19 protein-coding genes are annotated in these 24,888 nt (G+C 48.5%); 12 read left to right on the top strand and 7 right to left on the bottom strand.

Annotated features, from left to right (window positions below; genetic code table 11):
- On the top strand, positions 1-872 hold an 872-nt coding region (locus ACTTKA_RS08690; protein WP_442724727.1), incomplete at its 5' end, for a sensor histidine kinase.
- Complete coding sequence (locus ACTTKA_RS08685; RefSeq protein ID WP_442714608.1) at positions 869-1,480, top strand: response regulator; 612 nt, start codon at positions 869-871, stop codon at positions 1,478-1,480. The genes ACTTKA_RS08690 and ACTTKA_RS08685, both read left to right, overlap by 4 nt.
- Before the next feature lie 71 nt (positions 1,481-1,551).
- Here ACTTKA_RS08685 and ACTTKA_RS08680 read toward each other — a convergent pair whose 3' ends face one another.
- Both ACTTKA_RS08680 and ACTTKA_RS08675 read right to left on the bottom strand, forming a co-directional pair.
- Positions 1,552-4,089, bottom strand: coding sequence for a hypothetical protein (locus tag ACTTKA_RS08680; protein ID WP_442724726.1), 2,538 nt, complete (start codon positions 4,087-4,089; stop codon positions 1,552-1,554).
- Positions 4,090-4,186: 97 nt separating this feature from the next.
- Entirely contained in the window at positions 4,187-5,134 is a 948-nt protein-coding gene (locus tag ACTTKA_RS08675) for a GLPGLI family protein (RefSeq protein WP_442714610.1), read from the bottom strand.
- Positions 5,135-5,672: 538 nt separating this feature from the next.
- On the opposite strand from ACTTKA_RS08675, the gene ACTTKA_RS08670 reads away from it, so the two are divergent.
- Positions 5,673-6,635 carry an N-acetylornithine carbamoyltransferase gene (locus tag ACTTKA_RS08670; RefSeq protein WP_442724725.1) on the top strand — a complete coding sequence of 321 codons (963 nt, stop codon included), beginning with the start codon at positions 5,673-5,675 and terminating at the stop codon, positions 6,633-6,635.
- On the opposite strand, the gene ACTTKA_RS08665 is transcribed toward ACTTKA_RS08670, so the two are convergent.
- The gene (locus tag ACTTKA_RS08665) at positions 6,632-6,949 is read right to left on the bottom strand and encodes a DUF3467 domain-containing protein (protein ID WP_315287531.1); all 318 of its coding nucleotides are present in this window, start codon (positions 6,947-6,949) and stop codon (positions 6,632-6,634) included. The two genes, ACTTKA_RS08670 and ACTTKA_RS08665, sit on opposite strands and share 4 nt — an antisense overlap.
- A gap of 102 nt (positions 6,950-7,051) precedes the next feature.
- On the opposite strand from ACTTKA_RS08665, the gene ACTTKA_RS08660 reads away from it, so the two are divergent.
- The 3 genes from ACTTKA_RS08660 to ACTTKA_RS08650 all read left to right on the top strand — a co-directional run bounded on the left by ACTTKA_RS08660 (position 7,052) and on the right by ACTTKA_RS08650 (position 10,550).
- The gene (locus ACTTKA_RS08660; RefSeq protein WP_442724724.1) at positions 7,052-8,122 is read left to right on the top strand and encodes a DUF4831 family protein; all 1,071 of its coding nucleotides are present in this window, start codon (positions 7,052-7,054) and stop codon (positions 8,120-8,122) included.
- Between the two features lie 57 nt (positions 8,123-8,179).
- A complete protein-coding gene (locus tag ACTTKA_RS08655; RefSeq protein WP_097559512.1) occupies positions 8,180-9,691 on the top strand; it encodes a peptide MFS transporter in 1,512 nt (503 codons plus the stop codon).
- Between the two features lie 436 nt (positions 9,692-10,127).
- On the top strand, positions 10,128-10,550 hold the full coding sequence (locus ACTTKA_RS08650; RefSeq protein WP_074452191.1) for a 5-fold beta-flower protein: 423 nt from the start codon (positions 10,128-10,130) through the stop codon (positions 10,548-10,550).
- A gap of 194 nt (positions 10,551-10,744) precedes the next feature.
- Here the strand turns inward: ACTTKA_RS08650 and ACTTKA_RS08645 are convergent, their stop codons facing one another.
- Complete coding sequence (locus ACTTKA_RS08645; RefSeq protein WP_442724723.1) at positions 10,745-11,695, bottom strand: helix-turn-helix domain-containing protein; 951 nt, start codon at positions 11,693-11,695, stop codon at positions 10,745-10,747.
- 227 nt (positions 11,696-11,922) lie between these two features.
- Between ACTTKA_RS08645 and ACTTKA_RS08640 the strand changes: the two genes are divergently transcribed.
- The 4 genes from ACTTKA_RS08640 to ACTTKA_RS08625 all read left to right on the top strand — a co-directional run bounded on the left by ACTTKA_RS08640 (position 11,923) and on the right by ACTTKA_RS08625 (position 17,977).
- Positions 11,923-13,389: a TolC family protein gene (locus ACTTKA_RS08640; protein WP_442724722.1), complete on the top strand. Its 1,467-nt coding sequence runs from the start codon at positions 11,923-11,925 to the stop codon at positions 13,387-13,389.
- 40 nt (positions 13,390-13,429) lie between these two features.
- Entirely contained in the window at positions 13,430-14,446 is a 1,017-nt protein-coding gene (locus tag ACTTKA_RS08635; RefSeq protein WP_442724721.1) for an efflux RND transporter periplasmic adaptor subunit, read from the top strand.
- A 66-nt stretch (positions 14,447-14,512) separates the two neighbouring features.
- Positions 14,513-17,680, top strand: a complete 3,168-nt coding sequence (locus ACTTKA_RS08630; RefSeq protein WP_442724720.1) for an efflux RND transporter permease subunit — start codon at positions 14,513-14,515, stop codon at positions 17,678-17,680.
- 3 nt (positions 17,681-17,683) lie between these two features.
- Positions 17,684-17,977, top strand: coding sequence for a PG0541 family transporter-associated protein (locus ACTTKA_RS08625; RefSeq protein ID WP_014225912.1), 294 nt, complete (start codon positions 17,684-17,686; stop codon positions 17,975-17,977).
- A gap of 125 nt (positions 17,978-18,102) precedes the next feature.
- Here ACTTKA_RS08625 and ACTTKA_RS08620 read toward each other — a convergent pair whose 3' ends face one another.
- The 3 genes from ACTTKA_RS08620 to ACTTKA_RS08610 form a co-directional block, all read right to left on the bottom strand.
- Positions 18,103-18,633, bottom strand: coding sequence for a GNAT family N-acetyltransferase (locus ACTTKA_RS08620; RefSeq protein ID WP_442714618.1), 531 nt, complete (start codon positions 18,631-18,633; stop codon positions 18,103-18,105).
- 40 nt (positions 18,634-18,673) lie between these two features.
- Positions 18,674-20,575, bottom strand: coding sequence for an amidophosphoribosyltransferase (locus tag ACTTKA_RS08615; protein WP_442724719.1), 1,902 nt, complete (start codon positions 20,573-20,575; stop codon positions 18,674-18,676).
- A 716-nt stretch (positions 20,576-21,291) separates the two neighbouring features.
- A complete protein-coding gene (locus ACTTKA_RS08610; RefSeq protein WP_442724718.1) occupies positions 21,292-21,630 on the bottom strand; it encodes a DUF4870 domain-containing protein in 339 nt (112 codons plus the stop codon).
- Positions 21,631-21,867: 237 nt separating this feature from the next.
- Here ACTTKA_RS08610 and ACTTKA_RS08605 point away from each other — a divergent pair, with 237 nt between their 5' ends.
- On the top strand, positions 21,868-23,043 hold the full coding sequence (locus tag ACTTKA_RS08605; RefSeq protein ID WP_442724717.1) for a M24 family metallopeptidase: 1,176 nt from the start codon (positions 21,868-21,870) through the stop codon (positions 23,041-23,043).
- Entirely contained in the window at positions 23,043-24,731 is a 1,689-nt protein-coding gene (locus ACTTKA_RS08600; protein ID WP_442724728.1) for an alkaline phosphatase, read from the top strand. Before ACTTKA_RS08605 ends, ACTTKA_RS08600 begins: the two co-directional genes overlap by 1 nt.
- Positions 24,732-24,888 lie beyond the last annotated feature (157 nt).

Below are 24,888 nucleotides of genomic sequence, written 5' to 3'. Positions count from 1 at the left end.
CCGAGTTTGTAAGAAAGCATGATGTGAAAGGATTCCATCAAACCATGGCAGATATGGAAATCAAGTACGAGACCGAGAAGAAACAAGCCCGGATCGAATCGCTTGAAAAGGAGAAGAGATGGTATATCGTCCTGAGCGTTGCGGGACTGTTGATCCTTTTGCTTGCTTTCGGATTGCTTTTCTACCGCCATCGCCTCAACGTGCAGAAACGCCGTTTTGCCGAGCAGCAGATCAAGCAGCTGGAGCAGGAGAAGCAATTGGTGGCGACCCTCTCGGTGCTCGAAGGCGAGAATGCCGAACGCTCGCGTCTGTCGCAGGACCTGCACGACGGTCTGGGAGGAATGCTGTCGGTCATCAAGCTGAATCTGGGTAACATCCAACTGCCTCCCACGATAAGCGAGACCGATCGCAATCGGTTTGCCAATGCGATGAGTATGCTCAATCAGTTTATCGTAGAGTTGCGGCGAGTGGCACACAACATGATGCCCGAGTCGCTGATGCGGTACGGCATCAAAACGTCGCTCGAAGATTTCTGCCGTTCCATTCCCGAAGTAAACTTCCAGTTCTTCGGTGAAAATCCGCGCCTCGACAGCCGCCTCGAAGTGCTCCTCTATCGCTGTGCCTACGAACTGATCAATAATGCGGTGAAGCATGCTTCCGCCACCCGTATCGACGTGCAACTGACGGTCGATGAAAAGCTGATTTCGCTGACCGTGCGCGACGACGGCACAGGCTTCGACCCGAAAACCGTTCGCTGCGGTGCCGGATTCATCAACATGCGCAACCGCATCTCGATGTACAACGGAAAAATAAACATCTACTCCGAACTCGACAGAGGCTCGGAGATAACCATTGAGATCGAATTGAAATGATACGCGTACACATTACAGACGACCATAGAATGCTCGTCGAGGGGCTGGAGACGGCCATCAACGAGTCCGGTGTCGCACAAGTAACGGGGGTCTCCCATACGATTGCCGAAAGCCGCCGCGCCTGTGCCGCCGAACACCCCGACATACTGCTGCTCGACATCAACATGCCCGACGGGAGCGGCATCGACTTCTGCGCCGAAATGCACGTTGCCCGTCCTGCCATGAAAATTCTGATGCTCACCTCCTACCATGAATTTACGATAGTCAACCGCGCCATCGCCGCCGGAGCGTCGGGTTATATCCTGAAGAACGCCCTTTCGGAAGAGGTGGTGTGCGGCATCGAGTCCGTTATGGCCGGCGAAATGTTTCTGAGCCACGAGATCGACCTGCTCATGAAGAAGCGCAGCAACCAACCTATCTGGCTCACCGCCCGCGAGCAGGAGCTACTGCGGCACATCGTGGACGGCTATACCAATCAGCAGATTGCCGACAGGATGTTTCTCAGTGTCGAAACCATCAAGACCTATCGCAAGAACCTGATCCAGAAACTGGGTGCGAAAAATTCAATGGCACTCGTAAAAATAGCGATGGAAGAAAAATGGGTATGAGTGAAAATAAAAAGGTTTATCCCGAAATCACATAATATCTTAGCAGCTTAGGTTAAAATCGCATTAACCATTCAAAGCGAAGTAATGACAGAGAAAACAATGGATGCCGGTCGAATGCGGTATGTGCGTTTGAGCGACATCATATCGGTATAAGACAAAAAAGTAAACTCGCGCTGATCGAACACGTTTTGGGCCGCCAGCCGGAAGCTCCAGAGAGACGAAAGCCGGTAATTGACGTTTGCATCGAGCAGCCAGAAGTGTTTGTTTTCACTTCCCAGCGTATGATAGTAATGGTTCCCGATTACCACGAAATTCAGTTTTTCGGTTGGGATCACCGTGAGCGAGAGTTTCTGATGCAGCGTATGGGTGCTCCGTCGAGCCTCTTCCTTCAGGCGATGAGCATGCTCCGAGTATGTACACGTATAATCGATATTCAGAAGGTCGGAAGGCGATGAATAAACCTGAAGAGAGAGCTGTCGCATCGATGTAGTCGCCTGTTTTGGTTGACCGTTTTGCATAAAGCGGGAATCGAATGTAGAAAAGAGTCCTTTGAGGGTAAGTCCACCTCGAATGGCATTGATCATATAACTCATGCTTCCTAATACATGATCTGACCGAACAGTATAAGGATTTTGTACGAATCCCGTCACAATATAAGTGCTCCCGAAATCTTGTGTAACCATCAGGTCATGATGCGTCCACTGACGGTTAATATGTATGTTTCCGAACAGTCCTTGCAGGATGTTTTTGTACCGTATCATCGCACCCGCGTGTGCCGTTTCGGCATTCAGAAAACCGGTCGTTCCCGTTTGCAAATATGGGTAGGCAGACATCAAAGGCGAGGTATAAAAATGTTCACTGCGATCCGGCAATCTTTTCCATCCGCCATTGAGCGATACAGACCAATGATTGTTGGGAGCCCACACGGTCGATACCGAGGGCGACCACAGCCATTTATTTCTGCGATACGATTGTCCGGCGAGACAGTCTTCATAGACTGTGTGTTGGTAGCTTAAAGGGACGGATAATGTGGCACTCCATACTCGACGCCGGAGAGAGAGCGAAGGACTGGCATACAATTGGGTATGCCGGTAATCGAAATCGTTCTCTACCGGTTGGGACGAACTGAAACCCCTCAGTCCTTCGAGATGGCTTTGCAGCAGATGTCGTGAAAAACGATACCCTTCTTCGATTGACAGCGTGGCGATGCCGAAGGCTAACGATTGGGTCGTAGAGGCCTGTGAGTAAAAAGCGAAAGTTTCTATGTGTTCGTGTATCGATGTATCGCTTTGCAGGATGTCAATATGCTGAGGACGGCGACTCCAGCGATTCTCCGACTGAATGCCGATCACTTTCCGTCCTCTTCGATACAGCAAATTCAAGAAATTGCGGACATACGTGTAATCCATCCGCTTGTTTACTTCGTTCGGATATGTCCCGGTAACGGACAGATCGCTCGCCTGCCATTTAATGCTGGAGGACAGAATGTTGAGAAAGTACATCTTGCGAGTGTTAGCTTCCAGACGGAGTGTCGGGGATATTCCATACTCCCGAAGCGTTCCGCTTTCGCGTTCGGCAATATGAAGTGTCCGGCCGTTTTCGAGGAAGTAGTGCCGTTCTTCCTCGATTGTATTCTCGAAAGTCGAACGGTTCAAGTCAAGCTGAGGCGTAAGCGCAAACGATTTCCCCACTAACACTTGACCGTTTAAACTCAGCAGATGGGATCGATTAAAGAGCGTCTTGCGTTCTTCAAGATAAGGATTCCGCACACTTTGCGGAACAATGATCTGACGCGCGTCTTCCTCTTCCTTCTCCAATGACAGAGCAGGCAAAGCCATCGAAGAAACGTTATTACCCGTATTGTTCCCTTTGTAGGTGCTTAACATTTTGATCTTCCTAGCAAAACGCATTATGTTCGCATCCATGTCCCATTGTCGTGGGAGGCCGGCACCCGCATGTATCATTCCGGCCCATCTGTTTTTAGCCTTTTCTTTGAGCGTAATATTAACGGCCGTCTTATTCGAGAATAACAAATCTTCAAACAATTTGATCGGTTGATGATTTTCGATTGCTTCAACGCTACCTACGTCATCATGCCGCAGGCTGTTGACAGCTATGGAATATTTTGAACTCATGATATCAGAGCCTTCGATATAAAAATCACTGATTTCCTTTCCGTTGTATTTGATTCTTCCGTCATCGAAAACCGTAAATCCGGGCATTCGCTTCAACACATCTCCCAACGTGAGGTCGTTTTTTTGCGCGAATGAAGAAGTAAGGTAACGTGTCGTGTCACCGGAGCCGGACACCGGAGCGGCTTTGATAAGTACTTCTTTCAGCTCCACGGGAACTTCCTTCAGTAGAAACATATAATCGATTTTGTCCGCCATCAGCGGGATTTTTTGAGTTTCAAACCCCATCAGTCGGGCACAGACGAACTTTCCTTTCGTCATATCTACGTTTTTCAGGGTAAAATGACCGGCCTGATCGGTGATGGTATACATCAGTACATTGTTCTCGTCCTCTGTGGTTACGGTGATCACCACGCCCGACAACGTCCCCAATCCACTCTTGACTACACCCGAAATCTCTTCTATCTGCGCTTGCATAGAAGAATAGACTGCGGAAAAAAACAGGCATATCATAACAAACCGCTTGAAAATCTCATCTATCAAAAATCCACCCATAGTAGTGATAATCAAATTTTCACATGTCATCCTTATTAAAGCCTTTTGGCTTATCTATTTTTTTATAATCCCTTTCCAATAAGTCGTATTTTGCTGTTCCTCCGACGAATTGACTTGTCAAACCGTTATCATTTGTCCCGCTATTGTTCGTGGTCGAAGCAGGAGCATTAGCCTGCAAATACTTTACGATTCCGATCTGTGCGCTTTTGGCATGGTTACGAAGGAAAGTGATTCGGTCGGTGCGAGTGTATTTGCGGGTAATGTATTCGATATATTCAATCGGATTATTACTCTTCTCCAATCCCAATATATCGAATGTGTAATGCCCTTTGGTGTCGCGTACGCTCATAATCAGTCCCGGCAGACCGGAGAACTTCCACGGGCCAAGGCTCACCGGTATATCGGGACAGTACCACGCCTCATAGGCCCGGCCGCGATACGTACAGACGGCTTTTCGACACGAATAGTCGAGTATCGTTTTCACGGAATCGGGCACCATCGTCCATTGCTGAGGTTCCAGATCATCTTCGTAGATATAATAGTCGAGGAAAGCCGCATCCTGTACAGTACGTTTCCCTTCAGGATAATTCGTATAAATGACTAAGGCATCTACTCTGCTCAAAATAGGTTTTTCCAGAAAACCTCCGTTTGCTCTGGCTTTTTCAAACACTAATTCCATTTCTTTATTGTACGCAGCCTTAATCTCAGGATCAGACTGTATTCGTTCGTACTTGTCCGTCACCTTCTCATAATACTTCGATGTTTTCGGTCCAACCAAAAGGATAAATTCACCTCCCATCATTATTCCTTTTTCAAACTTGATGGTATCTAAATAATACGATGTTTTGTAGGTACACTCCATATACGCCGTATCGATTAGGACAGGTTGCTGCTGAGCAAATCCAGAAGACGAAATGAAAAAAGATGCCCCATAAGAGGTCATTAAGTATATTAACCATCTATTCATGATATGTTTATTCTTAAGCAATTAAATCAACTCTATCTTTTCAACCGTTACCGGTCATTCCAATAATGAACTTGATATCTTATCTGTTGTCTGATACAAGTCCTGTGACATTCGAATAAAAAAGCATCTTTAATACTGATTACAAATCAATAACAACCATATTTTATATGCAAATTTATTTTGTTAAATAAGTGCAATAAAAAATTCTCAATAAACCATCGCATCAGGTTGTTTGGAAAAAAACAGCTCATTTATAAATCCTTATTATCACATCCATTTTTCGATGCTCTCTTAATACCGGTCTGTATTTCCCGGTCGGAAGGCATGAGTGCTGTTACTAATACCCCGTTAGTACCGGTACTAATGCATCGTTTTAGTAGTAGTGCCCCCCATCAGATGCCCCATTTTTTATTACCACAAAAACAAAACTTATAAGTAACAAATCAAAATTAATCGTATATATAATGTAGGTGTCAATCGGAAATAATCTATCTTTGCAGAGCAAGCAAACAGTAAAACAATAAAAACGCGAATCAAAATGAATTTTACGAGAGTCGAAGATATCGGCGATGTACGTCAAGCGGTAAAAGAAGCCTTGGAGCTTAAGAAGAACCGTTTTCAATATCAAGAAGTGGGCAGAAACAAGACGGCATTGCTTATTTTTTTCAATAATAGCCTGCGTACTCGACTAAGTACACAGAAGGCTGCTACTAATTTGGGTATGAACGTTATCGTGCTCGATGTCAATCAGGGAGCGTGGCGGCTGGAAACCGAACGGGGAGTAGTAATGGATGGTGACAAAAGCGAGCATTTGCTGGAAGCCATTCCCGTTATGGGGTGTTATTGCGACATCATCGGGGTACGCTCGTTTGCGCGTTTTGAAAATAAGGAAGACGACTACAGCGAAAAAATTCTTCAGCAGTTTATTCGCTACTCCGGCCGACCGGTCTTCAGCATGGAAGCGGCCACGCGCCATCCTTTACAAAGTTTTGCCGACCTGATCACGATTGAAGAATATAAACGTACAGAACGTCCGAAAATCGTGCTGACTTGGACGCCGCATCCGCGCGCATTGCCGCAGGCCGTGCCCAATAGCTTTGCCGAATGGATAAATGCCGTCGGATACGAACTCGTCATTACGCATCCCGAAGGATACGAATTAGATCCGCAATTTGTCGGGACTGCCCGCGTAGAACATAACCAGCGCAAGGCTTTTGAAGGAGCCGATTTTATCTACGCTAAAAACTGGGCGGCATACAAAGACCCGCATTACGGAGAGGTGCTCAGTACCGATCGTTCATGGACGGTCGATACCGAAAAAATGGCACTGACCAATCAGGCATTTTTCATGCACTGTCTGCCTGTGCGCCGTAATTTGATTGTAACCGACGAAGTGATTGAAAGTCCGCAGAGTCTTGTTATTCCACAAGCAGCCAACCGCGAGATTTCGGCACAAACCGTACTCAAACGGATGCTGGATGGCTTACACTCCCCCGCTTAGGCCTGCCCCGGCGTACCGATTGGCGGAATGAGGTTGCTGAATGCGTCCGTGTTCGTGCCTCCCCCGTTTTGCTGTTGCTCTTCAAACTTGCGGATGTTATCCTGCAAGGCATAAAGCAAACGCTGTGCATTGTCGGGGGTAAGGATAATCCGGCTTTTAACCTTCGCCTTAGGAGCACCCGGCATAATCTGGATGAAGTCGAGAATAAACTCGGACGACGAATGTGCCACGATAGCCAAATTGGCATACGTACCCTGCGCCATATCGTCCGTAATTTCTACTTGTATTTCATTCGATGTAGGAGAATTTTCCATTATAAACATTCATTTGATAACGGGACAAAAGTACATACAATTTTGCAGGAACGGAAAATATTACATAGATTTGTGCGATTATTTTCAAAAAAAGAACAAAAAATGAGAATCAATATAATAGTTGCCAGCATGTTGCTCGGATCGTTTGTTGCAATATCGCAGACGCGGGTCGAGAAAAAGGTGGCCATGAAAAGCAACGGATACGGAGTGACCTACGCTCTCCCCAAAACGTCGCTTATCGTAACCGCTGAAGTAACGAAAGTAACTTGTAAGGCTGGCCCCTACTATAAATACGCAGAAAAATATCTGGGGGTAAAAGACGCCGTGACGAACGACCATGTATATTATGAATTGGGAAAAATCTATTTAGAGAATAAAGGCGTTCCCGACGAAGAAAATACCTATACGATCGAATTCAAATCGAAAACTGTTGCGCCGTACGTCTATCTGACCGAAGACGGCCTGATGTGCTCGATCAACGCTGACTATACCCCGGCCGAAGCGAATCTGAAAAATACGAAGCACGAAGCGCAAACAGCAGAAACAACCGACGTAACTGCCGTAATGACCGAAGAATTGCTCATGGCCGGCTCCGTAACACGACAGGCCGAAGTAGCTGCCAAACAAATCTACCGGCTGCGCGAAAGCAAGATGGATATTGTTTCGGGAGAGGCCGATAACATGCCCCCCGACGGTGAAGCCATGAAACTTGTGCTGCAACAACTTACCGATCAGGAGCAGGCACTGACGACACTCTTTATCGGTCGCAGGCAGCGTAAAACGACTTTTCATGAAGTACGCATCGTCCCACAGGACGACCTCAATAAAGAGGTGTTATTCCGTTTTTCGGAAAAACTTGGCCTCTTAGATGCCGACGATTTGGGCGGACAACCCGTCTATTTGAGTCTGCATGCCACAGAACGTGCTCCGGAACTTGACCCAAAAGAAGCCGAAAAGAAAGAAAAAATGCTGAAAGGTATTGTATATAACGTGCCGGGCAAGGCACATGTCGAGATTGAAACGGGTACGAAGAAACTCTATCGGGGAGAGGTACAAATTGTACAGTTCGGTACCCGCGAAGGGCTGGCTCCGGTGATGTTTGAAGACAAGAAAGCCCCTGTCAAAGTCTTTTTCTATCCCGAAACCGGAGCAATTAAACAGATTATTCAATAAAGTCAACTGAATTAAACAATATACAATGTATAACTATATTTAAAGTAATTAATTATGATTTTTAAAGATCACCCTAAAGGACTTGTTCCTGCAGCCCTCTCCAACATGGGCGAACGTTTTGGATTTTATACCATGATGGCTATTCTGACATTATTCTTAATGTCGAAATTTAATTTATCAGGAACTGAAGCCGCAAGTATATATTCATTTTTTTATGGGGCTATATATATATTAGCTTTAGTTGGCGGATTAATTGCCGACAAAATACGCAACTACAAGGGAACGATTATTGCCGGAATTATTGTTATGTCGCTTGGCTATTTCTTGTTGGCTATGCCTTCGCTCATTACCACCAAATACATCGCATTAGGAGCATTGCTAATCATTGCTTTTGGTAACGGCCTATTTAAAGGAAATTTGCAAGCGCTTGTCGGACAGATGTATGATAACGATCAGTATCGTTCTAAACGTGATGCCGGTTTTCAGATATTTTACATGTTTATTAATGTTGGTGCTATGTTTGCTCCTTTTTTAGCCATGTGGGTACGAAATACTTTCGTAAAAATGCAGGGATATGCTTACCACCCAAGTCTACCTGAACTGTGCTATCAGTTTATAGATGGAAAGATGTCTCCTGAAGTTTCCAGTGGTCAGTTTTCAGAATTAGCAACAAAAGTATCCGATGGTGTTACACCAACTAATCTTTCAGAATTTGCGACAAGTTACTTGGATGCTTTCAACACGGGTTTTCACTATGCTTACTTGGTAGCAGTATTCGCAATGTTAGTTTCGCTCGTAATCTTCCTCTTCTATAAACGAACGTTCCCCAGTCCTGTCCCAAAAGTAAAAACAGATACGGCACATACTATTTCCAAAGAAGAAATTAAGCAAGATGCGAAAGAAATTAAACAACGAATTTTGGCTCTCTTTGCTGTGTTTGGTGTTGTAATTTTCTTCTGGTTCTCGTTCCATCAAAATGGTTTGACTCTTACATTATTTGCAAAAGACTATACATACCTTAAGATTGGAAGTTTACAACTTTCAGTAGAAATTTTCCAATCAATTAATCCTTTCGTTGTCGTATTCTTAACACCTATTATTATAGCATTCTTTTCGATGCTTGCAAAAAGAGGAAAAGAACCGTCTACCCCGAAGAAAATCGGTATTGGTATGGGTATTGCAGCCGTTGCATTTCTACTCATGGTCGTAGGATCTATAGGATTACCAACACTTAAAGAAGTACAAGAACAAGGAACACTTTCTGATGCACAACGTGTAACACCATGGTTGCTTTTTGCCACATATTTCATTTTAACAGTGGCAGAATTATTTATTTCCCCACTCGGACTATCCTTCGTATCAAAGGTTTCCCCAGTTCATTTACAAGGATTAATGCAAGGATGTTGGTTAGGAGCAACCGCTATAGGTAATTTCTCTCTTTTCTTTGGTGCTATGATGTATGAAAGAATATCAATCTCTCTGACATGGAGTGTTTTTGTCTTAGTCTGTTTACTGTCGATGGTTGCAATGTTCTCTATGGTCAAATGGCTTGAACGGGTGGCCAAATAAAAAAGACAACTATTTAAAGAACAATAAAACATTCCGGTAAATATTTGGAAAAGGAAAAAGCTGCCTCACCCACATTGGGCTATGAGGCAGTCTTTTTATACTTATATACCTAAACAAAAAGTTTTATTCTCGTCCTCCAACACCTTAAAGTGGCAATTTACTGATCATTGAACGAGCTGGTTAAGTCCAATATATCAGATGATTAATTTCAAAAGAAGTATTATTTCAGACAACTGATGATGGTAAAAAATGAGTAAATTACTCACACAAAATTGAGTAATTTACTTATTGCCTGCATCTCTTCCTCTGTGTAACTTTGCATCGTTGAATATTGGTGATTTGTTTACGTGCTCATTAACATAAAAAAGAGACGGATAAACGAGCATCAAACAATTTAGCAGAGTAATGAATATCTTCAATGTAAAAGTAAAAAGACATGAAAAAAATGATGTACATCCTTGCGGCGTGCCTGATGGCATGGATTGCAATGCCGCAACAAACCAGTGCGCAGACGTTGCGCGGAAACAGTAATCAGCAGATTGGCAGCATCAGCTCCGACGGCGTGATTCGCAACAAAAGCAATTCGCAGGTGGGTAAGATCGAATCGAACGGGACCATCCGCGACCGTAACAATGCACAAATCGGTAAAATTGAATCGGATGGGACGATTCGTAATGCCAGCAACTCAAAGGTCGGGAAGGTCGAGTCCGACGGCACAGTACGTGACGGAAACAACGCACAGATCGGTAAGATCGAGTCTGACGGTACGGTGCGCAACAAGAACAATTCAAGCATCGGCCGGGCTTCGGGAGTAAAAAAAGAATGGGCAGCAGTCGCTTTCTTTTTCTTTGATCTTTAAAAAACAAAGAGAGTAAATCTGTGTAAGAAGGTGTGTCAAAACGCAATGTTTGGGCACACCCTCTTTAGATATGTAAGCATAGGTGAAATGCAAGGCGCTAAGAATGAAGGTGAGGGAGCAAGCATGCAAACGTATATGACCGAGTTTGCATTCCGCAGGAAGCGAAGCCGTTCACCCGTTATGTACAGAGCCTTTTAGATTTTATCCTTAAAAAGAGGGACTCCCTGTCTGCGAAAAGCGATGGGCGAAAGCCCCTCATGTTTTTTGAAAAATTTTCCAAAGGTAGACTGATCAGGAAAATACAGTTCGTCCGCCACTTGCTGTACACTTGCCCGGGGTGCTTTAAGCAAGATTTTCGCCTCGAGCATCAAGGCATCTTGAATCCACCGGCTGGCCGACTTGCCGCTCTGCTCCTTCAACACTAACGAAAGATACTGTGAAGTGATACAAAGTTTATTCGCATAAAACGAAACCTCATGTTGTTCCTTACAATGCGTGGAGAGCAAATCCAAAAAATCGGCAAACAGTTCTTCTTTGCGGCTCAATGTGGGGGGATGCAACGTTTTTTGTTTATCCAGATAAATGTCTCCCAAATCCATCAGGAACAGATGTAATGCCATATTGACCAAGCCTTGATAGAAAAAGTGCGCAGGTTGTCTGATTTTCTCACAAAGAAAGTCCAAACTCTTTCCAATCTGCTGAAATCTTTCAGAATCGAACTGTTTCAGCGGATGTTTTTTTAGCTGCATATACGAAATCAACGTCGACGGATGTTTTTCTTTCGATTGTGAGAGTGTATCCAAATACGACGTCGAAATCATCAGAAGCCATACTTTCAGATCTGGGCTGATGCGTTTCATTTGCGTAATATGTGTCGGGAGTATAACCATGAGCCCGTAATCCGATATGCTGTAATTCACATAATCGACCTGTAGCTCCATGCTACCGCTTGTAACCCCGATAAAAAGCAACGCATTCATGCGTGAAGGAGCTCTCAGATAGTGCTGGTAAATTCGCCCCGCCCGATCATTGCGAGTGGCATAATCGTGATCATAATGCATGACCAGAATATCATTTTGGAAAACATCGGACGAAACGACAATGTTCCCCAACCTTCTTACGGTATCTTCAAAGATACGAGGCATCCGCTCTTTTTTTAGTAAACGGAAGCGAAGATACTACTTTTTTTCCATATTTTCTTTTTTCACCCATATTTTTTCCACTTTTCCGTCATTCGCTTTCCAAATATTCGATATTGACTAATTTTCTAACAGATTATCCCTTTTCCATCCATAACAGACCCACTACTTTTGCACCTTATATTTATAGGATCAATCGTTATTATTAAACACGAAATATGATGATAAGAAATATGAAATATATTCTTCTGTGGTTGTGGATCGGAGGATTGGGATTTCCGGCAAACGCACAGAACAGTTTTTCACAGCAGCATACCGATACCCTGAAGATCAAGCTCGAGCAAGCGATAGAAATCGCACTGGCCGAAAATCCTACGGTCAGGGTTGCCGGACAGGAGATCGAAAAGAAACAATATGCTCGCAAGGAGATGATTGCGCAGTTATTTCCTCAGCTGTCCGGATCGGCAGGCTATACGCGCACTCTTAAGAAGCAGGTAATGTATATGGGCGGAGGCGATGACGATGGCGGAGGATTCGCTGCCATGCTGCTGGAACCGATCGTCGGGCTAACAAAACCTCTCTACGAGAAATTAGGCATGGATATGCCGCAACTTCCCAAAGGCGGCAGTGGTGGAAGATCGAACGAAGGTATTGAAGTAGGATTGAGCAACAACTGGTCCGGTGGATTTAACCTTTCGCTGCCCGTGTTCGCCCCTACCCTGTATAAATCCATTCAACTTTCGGCCATTGATGTGGAGTTGGCCGCCGAAAAAGCACGAGCCTCTAAGTTGGACATGGTAAATCAAGTATCGAAAGCTTACTTCCAGCTCCTGCTGGCGCAAGATTCGTATGAAGTATTAAAACAAAGTTACAAGCAGGCACAGGATAATCTGGAGAATGTGACCAATAAGTTCAGGCAGGGACTCGTGTCCGAATACGACAAGATACGTGCCGAGGTACAGGTACGCAACCTCAATCCTAACCTTATTCAAGCACGGAATGCCGTAACATTGACTAATCTCCAGTTAAAGGTATTGATGGGGGTCGATGCGGGTTCCAACATCGTCGTATTGGGCAAACTATCGGATTACGAAGTGGATCTGTATGCCGACTATATGCATATCGATACCGCACAGTTGGCCTTCAATTCTTCGCTCAAACAAATGGATTTGCAAACCGAGATGCTGAAAAAAACCTGCGAGATGGACAAAGCTGCTTTCCTGCCGAACGTGTCGCTCTCGGCCATCTATCAATGGACGGCAATGAACGAAGATTTCAGGTTCCGTAATTACCGATGGAATCCCTACAGCTCCGTCGGAATCACTGTATCCGTTCCACTCTATACCGGCGGTCGGCGGCTCTACAAAATGAAACAGACAAAGATTCAACTGAATCAGATGAACTGGAACCGGACGAATCTTCGCAGAAACCTGAATATGCAGGCTAAAAGCTATCTGAACAACATGCAGCAGTCGGTCGAGCAGCTCGCCTCAAACAAGGAAAATGTGAATCAGGCGATGAAAGGCCGCAGTATCGCTCAGAAGCGATACGATGTAGGTAAAGGCACGATCCTTGAATTGAACGATTCGGAAGTGGCGCTGATGCAATCGCAGTTGACCTACACGCAGTCGATCTACAACTATCTGGTAGCTAAAACAGACCTCGACCTGATATTGGGAAAAGAAACAGAAATCAAGTAAAAATATAAAACGATAGATGTCAATGAAAAAGAAGATATCAATGAGAAAGAGATACCAATTAGCAGCCCTTTGCCTTACAGGACTGCTGAGCGCCTGCTCCGGAGGCAGCAAAACACAGGAGATAAAAGACGAAAAGCCGAAAGTGAAACTCGCTTCGGTTACGACACGGCCGGTCGATCAGGTTCAGGAATATACGGCAACGGTACAGGCATACGCAACCAACCATATCGCCCCTTCTTCGCCTGTGCGCATCGAGAAAATATACGTCGAAGTGGGCGACCGCGTCGGCAAAGGGCAGAAGCTGGTACAGATGGATGCTTCCGGTCTGAAGCAATTGAAACTGCAATTAGATAATCAGGCGACGGAATTCACGCGCATCGACGAATTGTATAAAATCGGCGGCGTCTCCAAATCGGAGTGGGAAGCCTCGAAAATGACATTGGAGATGCGTCAAACGTCATACAAGAATATGCTCGAAAATACGGCACTCGTAAGTCCGATCAGCGGCGTGGTAACGGCTCGCAATTACGACAGTGGCGACATGTATGGCGGAGGAACGCCGGTGGTGACCGTCGAGCAGATCATGCCCGTCAAACTTCTGATCAACGTTTCGGAGAGTTATTTCACACGGATAGCCAAAAACTCGACTGTCAGCGTGAAATTCGATGTGTACGGAGAAGAAGAGTTTGAAGGAAAAGTAAATCTGCTCTATCCGACCATCGACCCGACCACTCGCACGTTTGTCGTTGAAATACGGCTCGACAACCGCGACATGCGCGTGCGTCCCGGAATGTTTGCCCGCGTAACGCTTAACTTCGGCACGGCCGATCATGTCATTATCCCCGACAAGGCGATCATCAAACAAGCCGGTTCGGGCGAGAGGTACGTCTATGTCTATCAAGACGGCGTCGTTTACCGACGGGTCGTTCAACTCGGACGACGCATGAACGACGAATATGAAATAGTATCAGGTATCGACCATGATGCCCGCGTCGTGATCAGCGGACAATATCAGTCGTCCATCAAAGACAGCGTCCGGGTGGAGGTCGTGCAGTAAACGATTAATTAATACGCCGGCGCAGGAAAAGACATCCTCCGGTCGGCACCCCAAAAAACAATTATTATGAGTCTATACGAAGGAGCGGTCAAAAGGCCGATAATGACTTTTCTTTGCTTTATAGCGATCGTGATTTTCGGATTATTCTCCCTGTCGCGATTGCCGGTCGATCTGTACCCCGACATTGAGACGAACACGATCATGGTGATGACGGCTTATCCCGGCGCCAGTGCGTCGGATATTGAAAATAACGTCTCGCGTCCGCTGGAAAGTGTTCTGAATACGATTGGAAACCTGAAGCATATCACCTCCCGATCGTCGGAGAATATGTCGCTTATCCAAATGCAGTTCGAATACGGTCACGATATTAACGAACTGACGAACGACGTGCGTGACAAACTTGACATGATCAGTTCAAGCCTGCCCGACAACGTGGAAACGCCGGTGATCTTCAAGTTCAGTTCGGACATGATCCCGATTCTTATCCTGTCGGTACAAGCCGAGGAGAGCCAGCCGGCGCTTCACAAAATCCTTGACGACGGTCTTTCCAATCCGCTGGCGCGTATCCCGGGCGTGGGTACAGTGTCTGTTTCGGGTGCACCCAAGCGTGAGATACAAGTCTATTGTGATCCGAACAAGTTAGAAGCCTATCATCTGACCATTGAGACGATCAGCGCAGCCATCGGAGCAGAAAACCGAAGCATACCGGGAGGAAGCTTCGATATCGGAAACGAAACGTATGCGTTGCGTGTCGAGGGCGAGTTTAAAGATGCCAGCCAGATAGAAAATATTGTAGTCGGATCGCGCAATGGCGCCAATGTTTACTTGCGCGATGTGGCACGAGTTATCGACACGGTAGAGGAGCGCGCACAGGAATCGTTCGCCAACGACAAACGCGGAGGAATGATTATTGTGCAGAAGCAGTCCGGCGCCAACACCGTCGACATTGCCCGTAAGATATTGGAGAAGCTACCCGAACTGCAAAAGAACTTGCCTTCGGATGTAAAGTTAGGCATCATCTGGGACTCGTCCGAAAACATTCTCCAGACAATCCAAAGCCTTACGGAAACGGTATTATTCGCACTGCTCTTCGTGGTGCTCGTCATCTTTCTGTTCTTAGGACGCTGGCGCGCGACGCTGATCATCTCCGTAGCCATTCCGTTCTCGTTGATCGCGTCGTTTGTCTATCTCGCCATTACCGGTAACTCGATCAACATCATCTCGCTTTCGTCGCTCTCCATCGCCATCGGAATGGTGGTAGACGACGCCATCGTGGTGCTCGAAAACGTCACGACGCATATTGAGCGAGGCTCGGCGCCCAATCAGGCGGCTGTTCACGGAACGAACGAGGTAGCCATCTCCGTCATTGCTTCTACGCTCACAATGATCGCCGTATTCTTCCCATTGACAATGGTCACGGGTATGACCGGGGTATTATTCAAACAGCTGGGTTGGATGATGTGTACGATCATGGTCATATCGACCGTAGCGGCGTTAACGCTCACACCGATGCTCTGCTCGCGGTTATTACGTCTGCAAAAGAAACCGTCGAAACTGTTCCGTACGCTTTATCATCCCATACAGCGGGTACTCGATAAGCTCGATGTGCAGTATGCCCGGATGCTGGGATGGGCGGTACGTCACCGTAAAACGATGGTTCTGTCGTGCGTCGCTTTTTTCGCGCTCAGTATGATCTTCGCGGGGCAAATTCATTCGGAGTTTTTCCCGATGCAGGACAACGGCTACATCACTACCTCGTTCGAGTTGCCCGTAGGCACGCGTAAAGAGGTAGCCCGCGAGCTGGGAGCGAAACTGTCGGAAGAATGGCGAAAGAAATACCCCGAGATACAGGTATGCAGCTATTCCGTGGGGCAGGCCGACTCGGACAATACGTTCGCTTCGATGCGAGATAACGGATCGCATATTCTTTCGTTCAGTATCAGCTTGTCGAATGCCGAAAACCGTGAGCGGTCGATGGCTGAAATCGCTGACGACATGCGTGAAGACCTGAAGGCCTATCCCGAATTTACGAAAATAAGCATCGTTCCCGGCGGTCAAAATGGAGGTATGGGCGGACAGTCGACGGCCGACTTCGAGATTTACGGCTACGATCTGGCTACGACCGACCGCATCGCCGCGGAGCTGAAAGAAAAACTGCTCAAGGTAAACGGAGTGTCCGAAGTTAACATCAGCCGCGGGGACTACTTACCCGAATATCAGGTAGATTTTGACCGCGAAAAGTTGGCCATGCACGGACTCAACCTCTCCACAGCCGGTACCATCCTGCGTAACCGCATCTACGGCTCCATCGCTTCGCGTTACCGCGAAGACGGCGATGAATCCAACATCGTGGTACGCTACGCTCCCGAATTCCGCACCAATCTGGACGACATTGAGAACATTCTTCTCTATAATAATCAGGGGCACGCCGTACGCGTTCGCGATGTCGGCACGGTGGTTGAACGTTTTGCACCGCCGGCCATCGAACGCAAAGACCGCGAGCGTATCGTCACCGTCTCGGCCATCCCTTCCGGAGCGGCACTCGGTACCGTGGTAGCTGAAGGGAAAAAGATCATCAATGGCATGGAGATTCCGCCCAACATTAAAGTGCAGGCGGCCGGCACGTTCGAAGAACAGGCGGAAGCGTTTACCGATCTCGGAATTCTGGCTGTGATAATCATTCTACTTGTGTTTATCGTAATGGCGGCGCAATTCGAATCACTCACCTACCCGTTCATCATCATGTTTTCCGTACCTTTCGCGGTGAGCGGCGTACTGATGGCCTTATTCCTGACGCGTACCACGCTGAGCGTGATGAGCCTCCTGGGAGCGATTATGCTGATCGGGATCGTGGTGAAGAACGGGATCGTGCTCATCGATTACATTATCCTGTGCCGCGAGCGCGGATTGTCGGTCATTACCTCAGTGATCACTTCGGGGAAAAGCCGCTTGCGCCCCGTACTGATGACGACCATGACGACGATTCTCGGGATGCTTCCGATGGCCATCGGCTCCGGACAAGGCTCCGAGATGTGGCGCCCGATGGGGGTCGCCGTAATCGGCGGGCTGACGGTCTCTACCTTGCTTACGCTGTTGCTCGTGCCCGTGCTTTACTGCTCGTTTGCCGGTGTGGGAATAAAACGCCAACGGCGCAAATTACGCAAATCACGTGAGTTAGACGCATACTATCAGGAGCAAAAAGACCGGATTATTAAAACCAAGCAAACAAGATAACGTATGAAATCGGTATTGATAACATTCGATCAGGCGCATTTCGAGCAGATCATGGCCGTACTCAACCACCTCAACTGCCGGGGGTATACACGCATCGAACAAGTACAGGGGCGAGGATCGGACAAGGGTGAGCCGCACTTGGGATCGCACGCGTGGCCGGCCATGAATTCGGCTATCCTCTCGGTGGTCGACGACGACAGGGTCGCTCCGCTGCTTGAAGCGCTGAGGGCTATCGACGCCCGCTCGCCTCAGTTAGGCTTACGCGCCTTTGTCTGGCACGTGGAGCAAACGATCTGACGAACACCCTTCATCAGGCGAGGCAATGACGTATTGCCCGCACGAAACGGGGGCAACGTTTCGCACATAATCGGAATTCCTCGTATAAACGCGGGAGAGGCCGCCACAAAGACGGCCTCTCTTCTTTATGTATAATCCGTCAGTACGGGATGATACGTGCGGCAGAAGTCTCGGACAGCCGCCTCTGTCACGGTAATGGGATGCGTCATAAGCAGCAGAGGGACGGGGCTGCCTCCTTCGGTATAGGGCGGCTGCATGTAATGATGGGTGTTCAGCGCAAACCCCACCCTTTGGTAGAAACCGACGCGCCGGCGTTTCATCTCGTCGGTCGGAGGTTCTACTTCGAGCCATACGGGAACGTCGGACTCGGCGACGAACGTTTCGAGTACCTGTTTTCCGTATCCTTTCCCCCGCAATCCGGGTAACGTGGCCAGATGCTCGACGTAGCGCACGTTGTCGAAATGCCACCACAGCAACAGTCCGACAAAGGCGTCGTTGTCGGTGACGACCTCGAAATGATAGGCCGCACGTTCCATCACCTTACTTTGCGGGTGCAGCGTCCGCCGCTCGTCGGCCGGAAAAGCGCTTTCGTACAATTCCCACGCGCGACAGAAAAGGGGATGCCGCGTTTCGGTTATACGAGTACGCGTCATCATTGCGAAAGCCTCCCGTCCCTATACATTATATATATAGCTGTCAAATGATCCTTCGGCCGCGTTTCAGATAGCTCTGCTCTACGTAGTGGATAAAGGCCTGATTAACGAGTCGTGTGCCACCCGGCGTCGGGTAGTCGCCCGAAAAATACCAGTCGCCCGGGTGATCGGGACATGCTTCGTGCAGTCCGTCGAGGGTCTGGAAAACGATTTCGATATCGGCATGGATATCCTCCCCGCTGAGCATCTGTGCCATCTTATCCGAAATCTCTTCGTCGGTAAAAGGAGCATATATATCTTTCACACAGTTGACGATCGAGTCTTCCGGTTGCCCCTGCTGCTGTTTAGCCTTGTTGTACGTGTCGATGATGACGTGTTCCATGCCCCGGCTGATGAGCAGCTCGATAGCCATGCGGAAAGCGATGAACTCGCCCATGCTCGACATGTCGATGCCGTAGTAATCGGGGTATCGGATCTGCGGCGAAGAGGAAACGACAACGATCTTTTTGGGGTGCAGGCGGTCGAGGATGCTGACGATGCTCTGCTTGAGGGTCGTTCCGCGCACGATGCTGTCGTCGATGATCACGAGGTTATCGACGTGAGGCGTGATGCTGCCGTAGGTAATGTCGTAAACGTGTGCGGCCAGATCGTTGCGAGTATTTCCCTCGGCGATGAAGGTGCGCAGTTTGATGTCTTTGAGGATCACCTTCTCGCTGCGGATGCGTTGCGCGAAGATTCTCCGTATTTCTTCCTCGCTCAGTGAAGCGCCTCTTCCGGAAAGTTGTTCGGAGATGAGCCGGTCGAGGTGTTTTTGCAATCCTTCCATCATGCCGTAGTAAGCCATCTCGGCCGTGTTGGGGATGTAGGAAAAGACCGTATGTTCGATGTCGTAGTCCACCTTTTTGAGGATGGAGTCGACGAGGTTTTCGCCCAGCCGTTTGCGCTCGCGGTAGATATCCCTGTCGCTGCCGCGCGAGAAGTAGATACGCTCGAACGAGCATGCGCTCAACGGCTTTCGCTCGAGGAGCTGCACAGTCCGCATCTCGCCTTTGCGGTTTACCATCAGCGCTTCGCCGCGTTGCAGTTCTTTGACGTCGTCGGCCTGTACATTCATCACGGTCTGTATGACGGGACGCTCTGAGGCGGTGACGATGATCTCGTCGTCGGCATAGTAGAAGGCGGTACGGATGCCCCACGGATCGCGAACGGTAAACGATTCGCCGCTTCCGGTCACGCCGCAGATCACGTAGCCGCCGTCCCATGTCGAAGCGGCTTTCCCGATCACATGGGTCAGGTCAATATTTTCTTCGATGGCGCAGGTGATTTCCCTTCCCTGCATACCTTCCGCCTCATATTTGCGAAAGAGACGCTCGGCTTCGCGGTCGAGCAGGTGGCCGAGTTGCTCAAGGATAAAGTACGTGTCGGCGTATTGCCGGGGGTGCTGACCGGTAGCGGTGATTTCTTTGAAGATGGAGTGCACGTTCGTCATGTTGAAGTTCCCGCACAGGGCGAGGTTACGCGCGCGCCAGTTGTTGCGACGCAGAAACGGGTGAATGTACGAAAGCCCCGACTTGCCCGTCGTGCTGTATCGGAGGTGTCCCATATACAGCTCGGCGGCAAAAGGCAGGTTAGCCTGCGCGAACTGCGGATCGCTGAGTCGCTCGGCAGGTATTTCCTTGTAATGGCTATACACCGTGTCGAAAATCTCGGTGATCGCGTCGGTGCCTACCGCCCGTTCGCGAAACATGTATTCTTCGCCGGGAGCAGCCTCGAACTTGACACAGGCGAGCCCCGCTCCATCCTGTCCGCGGTTATGTTGTTTCTCCATGAGGAGATAGAGTTTGTTGAGCGCATACATCCATGTGCCGTATTTGCGGTGATAGTACTCGAGCGGCTTGAGCAGCCGTATCATTGCTACGCCGCACTCGTGTTTTAATGTTTCCATTCCGTTACTTGACTGCTTGTTGAAATTCGGCGCAAAGGTAGTGATTTGAATTGTTATTTGCTTATGGAGTATCTTCTAAAATATATTTTCTTTAAAGGCTGCCTGCCGTACGAACGCAGAGGAACATCCCCCCCTCCCCCCCTTCAAAGGGGAGAAGAGCGGAAGCGAAGGGGGGATGTTATCCCTTCAAAGGGGGGGAATGCAGTGCGGTCAGCCATCGGCAAACAGCGTGCGGTATGCCGTGTAGGGGCGAACCTCTGTGTTCGCCCTTTTTTGTGTGGTGTTGGGTTTGTCCGAACGCAAATTTCGCAAATGGCGCGAATCAACGTAATTCAATGGTTAATTGTCAATGGTTAATGGTTATGCCGGGTACACGGTATCCGAACGCAAATTTCGCAAATGGCGCGAATCAAAGCAAATAGCACCCTTTGTCATTCCGAACACAGTGAGGAATCCCGCCCCTGAAAAAGAGAGATTCTTCGCTTCGCTCTGAATGACAAAAAAAACGGTATCCCGAACCCAGAGGAACATCCCCCCTCCCCCCCTTCAAAAGGGGGAAGAGCGGAAGCGAAGGGGAATGTTATCCCTTCAAAGAGGGGGAATGCAGATGGCTGAATGCTGTAAAAGCCCCGAAGGGGCGTTATATAACGCAAAAAGGCTGCCACGGAGATTTCTATTTCCGAGGCAGCCCTTTTTTTGTTAGTGATAAAATATGCTTACTTAATAATTCTGAATTTACCGACCAACGGAAGTTCTTTCATCTCTCCTTTAGCGGCGTTGATAATCCCGATAATGGCAAAAACAAGGATTACAATGTTCAAGAAACTGATAATGCCGAAAAAGGGAGACACGAATGTCAGCACCATGGATACCAACCAAATCACGAACCCTGCGATAAGAAGAATAAGTCCCTGATTGGCATGAAAACGTGCGAAAGGCGATTCCTTAGCGGCAAACAACGGAATCAGAACGAAAATTCCAAAATAAGCAAGAATAGCCATCACTTTGTTAGCTTGTACATCCTGCGGATCTGCGGTAAAGTTTTCTTGTGACATAATGAAATAATTTTTTTAAGTTGATACTATAATATTATGTATATAATTCTCTCTAATCAGAATTTCCGCAAAGATACAAACCTTTTCAAAATCCTATAAAGAAATTTGTTATTTTTTTATCTGTTTGATTCCTGTTTTTTTTTCGTCTCGGCAGACAAAAGGAAAACATGGCATTCATAAAACAGCACAAAAAAAATTTATACCTTTGCGGCCGATGATTTCTAAAACCAAGCAATAATGACAGGAAGCACATTAGCCGACGATCTTTTGATCAGGCGAAAGAAGGTACGAGACGCGCTCGTTCGGGCGGGAATGGATGGTATCTTACTGGCTTCGGACGTAAACATCTATTACATGACCGGGCGCGTCTTCAACGGCTATTTCTTTTTATCGGCCGACGGGGAAGCGCAATGTTTCGTAAGGCGTCCGATCGATTTTACCGGCGAGCAGGTCACGTTTATCCGCCGGCCTGATGATCTTACCGCTTATTTCAAAGCGCAGGGACGTCCGCTCCCGCAAAGGCTGATGCTCGAAGCCGACAGTCTCTCCTACAACGACTATACGCGTTTGGCAACGCTCTTCTCTCCTGCCGAAACAGGCAACGCGTCGACCCTGATGCGCGCCGTAAGGATGGTGAAGACGGCGTGGGAGCTGGAGCAGATGCGCTGCTCGGCCGAGCGACACGCGGCTACGTACGCCGAAATTCCCTCCTGTTTCCGCGCGGGAATGACCGATCTGGAACTGCAAGCCGAGATTGAACGCCGGATGCGGCTCAACGGCTCCATCGGACTGTTCCGCGCTTACGGCCCGAATATGAGCATTTTTATGGGAAGCGTGCTGGCCGGAGAGAATGCCGCCGCCTCTTCGCCGTTCGATTTCGCACTTGGCGGAGCGGGACAGACGGCTGTTTGCCCCATCGGCGCCAACGGTACGCCGCTGATCGACGGCACAGCCATTCTGGTCGACATGGCCGGAAACTATACGCCCTACCAGACGGATATGACGCGCGTGTTTGCCGTCGGCCGACTACCCGACAAGGCATATCGCGCCCATCAGACGGCGCTCGACATACAGGCGGCCGTAGAGGCGACCGCCCGGGCCGGAACGGCCTGCGCCGAGCTGTATGAGCTGGCCCGCTCGATGGCAGAGAAAGCCGGACTGGCCGACTGTTTCATGGGCACGCGCCAACAGGCCAAGTTCGTCGGTCACGGCATCGGACTCGAAATCAACGAACCGCCCGTGCTGACGCCGCGCTCGAAAGAAGTGCTGGAGCCCGACATGGTCTTCGCCTTAGAACCGAAGTTCGTGATCGAAGGATCGGGCGCCGTAGGCATTGAAAACAGCTTCCGCGTTACGACGGAAGGGCTCGAAAAACTGACTCGATTTGAGGAACAAATAATTTCTTTAACATGATGAAAAAAACAGTATTTTTAGTCTTGCTGGCATGCCTCGCATGGCAAGCCCGAGCAATGGAACCGGAGCAGGTTAAACCGGTTAAGAACCTGATTGTTTTGATTCCTGACGGAACGTCGCTGGCTACGATCTCGACCGCCCGCTGGTATCAGTGGTACACGAACCCCGACATGCCCAAGCTGGCTATCGACCCGTACATTTGCGGTACGGTGCGCACCCACTCGTCGAACGCTCCGATCGGCGACTCGGCGCCGACAACCTCGTGCTATATGACCGGTTACCCCAGTCGTACGGGTTTTGTGGCTACCTATCCACCTCACGATGAGGGAAACGACATTTATCCGATGGACCCGAAGCGCGCTTACCAGCCGATGACCACGCTGCTGGAAGCCATGAGGCTCGTGCAGAACAAGGCTACGGGGTTAGTATTCACCTGCGAATTTCCGCACGCGACGCCGGCCGACTGCTCGGCACACAGCTACAGCCGCAAACGCTATGAGTGGATCGCTCCGCAGATGGTGCATAACGATATCGACGTGGTGATTGGCGGAGGCGTTTCGTTGCTCGACGAAGCCGGCGAAGCTTACCTCAAAGCAAACGGATACAACGTATACCGCAATAACCTCGAAGGAATGCGCGGCGACAACTCGAACAAGATGTGGGCGCTGTTCGGCGACCGCGATATGGCGTACGACATCGACCGCGACCCGGCGCAACAACCCTCCATCGAAGAGATGACAAAAAAAGCATTAGACAAACTCTCGAAGAACGAAAAAGGCTTCTTCCTGATGGTAGAAGGAAGTAAAGTAGACTGGGCGGCGCACGGCAACGATCCGGTGGGCATGCTGACCGATTATCTGGCTTTCGACAAGGCGTGCCGCGTTGCACTCGATTTCGCGCGTCGCGACGGCAATACGCTCGTTGTGATGGTATCGGATCACGGAAACAGCGGGTTCAGCCTCGGACGCCGCGACTGCAAAGGCTATGACAAGCTCACGAAAGACCAGCTGTTCGGAACCGTTACGCAAATCAAACTCTCGGCCGACGGATTTGCCAAAAAACTCAACGAAGAACCGTCTTCGGCCGTGCAGGATATCTTCCGCCAGTATGCCGGCTTTGAACTGACCGACGAAGAATTGCAAACGCTCTACCATTGCAAGGGTTACAAGAACAGTCCGATTCCCGAAAACGAACGCAACGAAAAAGAAGCGCTCGCGTCGCTCTACAGTGGCTCGCTGAACGGGTTCGTCGCCAAGCTGATCACCTCGAAGACCTGCTTCGGCTTTACAACCAACGGACATACGGGCGAAGATGTTCTTTTAGTCGCTTATCATCCGGCAGGTACGCTCCCCATGGGAATGTACACCAACATCGAACTGAACCATTACATGACTGCTGCCGTAGGGCTGACGGGCAAACTCGACGAGCTGACCGATGCCAACTTCGCGCCGCATACCGAAGTGCTGAAAGGCTATACATATACCGTAGTACCTCCGGCTACCGAAAAAGATAACCCCACGCTGGTGGTGAAAAACAAGAAAAAACAACTCACCATCACGCCTTACACGAACATCGTGAAACTGGGAAAGAAAGGAAAAGAAGAAGTACGGTTGCAGACGGTGATCGTCTACGTCGATAAGAACGAGACGTTCTACCTGCCTCGCGCCATTACCGATTATCTGAAATAAAGAACCAATCCCCCTTCTCGACCGGAGAGCGTTACGATGCTCTCCGGTTTTTTTTGCCTCCACCTGCATTTTTTTCGCTTTCGCTTGCATTTTCCGGTTTTTATGTTTATATTTGAAGCGTTCATATTTTAAACCGATAGAACGATGATACGCGACC

The organism is Tannerella sp. (assembly GCF_052170195.1).
GTDB lineage: Bacteria > Bacteroidota > Bacteroidia > Bacteroidales > Tannerellaceae > Tannerella.
This window is presented reverse-complemented; position numbering and strand designations above follow the sequence as displayed.

Coding starts and splice junctions, on each gene's coding strand:
- ACTTKA_RS08645 (WP_442724723.1), bottom strand. CDS start 11,695: ATGCCTCGTATCTTTGAAGATACCGTAAGAAGGTTGGGGAACATTGTC.
- ACTTKA_RS08665 (WP_315287531.1), bottom strand. CDS start 6,949: ATGGAAAATTCTCCTACATCGAATGAAATACAAGTAGAAATTACGGAC.
- ACTTKA_RS08625 (WP_014225912.1), top strand. CDS start 17,684: ATGAAATCGGTATTGATAACATTCGATCAGGCGCATTTCGAGCAGATC.
- ACTTKA_RS08670 (WP_442724725.1), top strand. CDS start 5,673: ATGAATTTTACGAGAGTCGAAGATATCGGCGATGTACGTCAAGCGGTA.
- ACTTKA_RS08640 (WP_442724722.1), top strand. CDS start 11,923: ATGAAATATATTCTTCTGTGGTTGTGGATCGGAGGATTGGGATTTCCG.
- ACTTKA_RS08685 (WP_442714608.1), top strand. CDS start 869: ATGATACGCGTACACATTACAGACGACCATAGAATGCTCGTCGAGGGG.
- ACTTKA_RS08620 (WP_442714618.1), bottom strand. CDS start 18,633: ATGATGACGCGTACTCGTATAACCGAAACGCGGCATCCCCTTTTCTGT.
- ACTTKA_RS08660 (WP_442724724.1), top strand. CDS start 7,052: ATGAGAATCAATATAATAGTTGCCAGCATGTTGCTCGGATCGTTTGTT.
- ACTTKA_RS08610 (WP_442724718.1), bottom strand. CDS start 21,630: ATGTCACAAGAAAACTTTACCGCAGATCCGCAGGATGTACAAGCTAAC.
- ACTTKA_RS08635 (WP_442724721.1), top strand. CDS start 13,430: ATGAGAAAGAGATACCAATTAGCAGCCCTTTGCCTTACAGGACTGCTG.
- ACTTKA_RS08605 (WP_442724717.1), top strand. CDS start 21,868: ATGACAGGAAGCACATTAGCCGACGATCTTTTGATCAGGCGAAAGAAG.
- ACTTKA_RS08675 (WP_442714610.1), bottom strand. CDS start 5,134: ATGAATAGATGGTTAATATACTTAATGACCTCTTATGGGGCATCTTTT.
- ACTTKA_RS08615 (WP_442724719.1), bottom strand. CDS start 20,575: ATGGAAACATTAAAACACGAGTGCGGCGTAGCAATGATACGGCTGCTC.
- ACTTKA_RS08680 (WP_442724726.1), bottom strand. CDS start 4,089: ATGCAAGCGCAGATAGAAGAGATTTCGGGTGTAGTCAAGAGTGGATTG.
- ACTTKA_RS08600 (WP_442724728.1), top strand. CDS start 23,043: ATGAAAAAAACAGTATTTTTAGTCTTGCTGGCATGCCTCGCATGGCAA.
- ACTTKA_RS08630 (WP_442724720.1), top strand. CDS start 14,513: ATGAGTCTATACGAAGGAGCGGTCAAAAGGCCGATAATGACTTTTCTT.
- ACTTKA_RS08650 (WP_074452191.1), top strand. CDS start 10,128: ATGAAAAAAATGATGTACATCCTTGCGGCGTGCCTGATGGCATGGATT.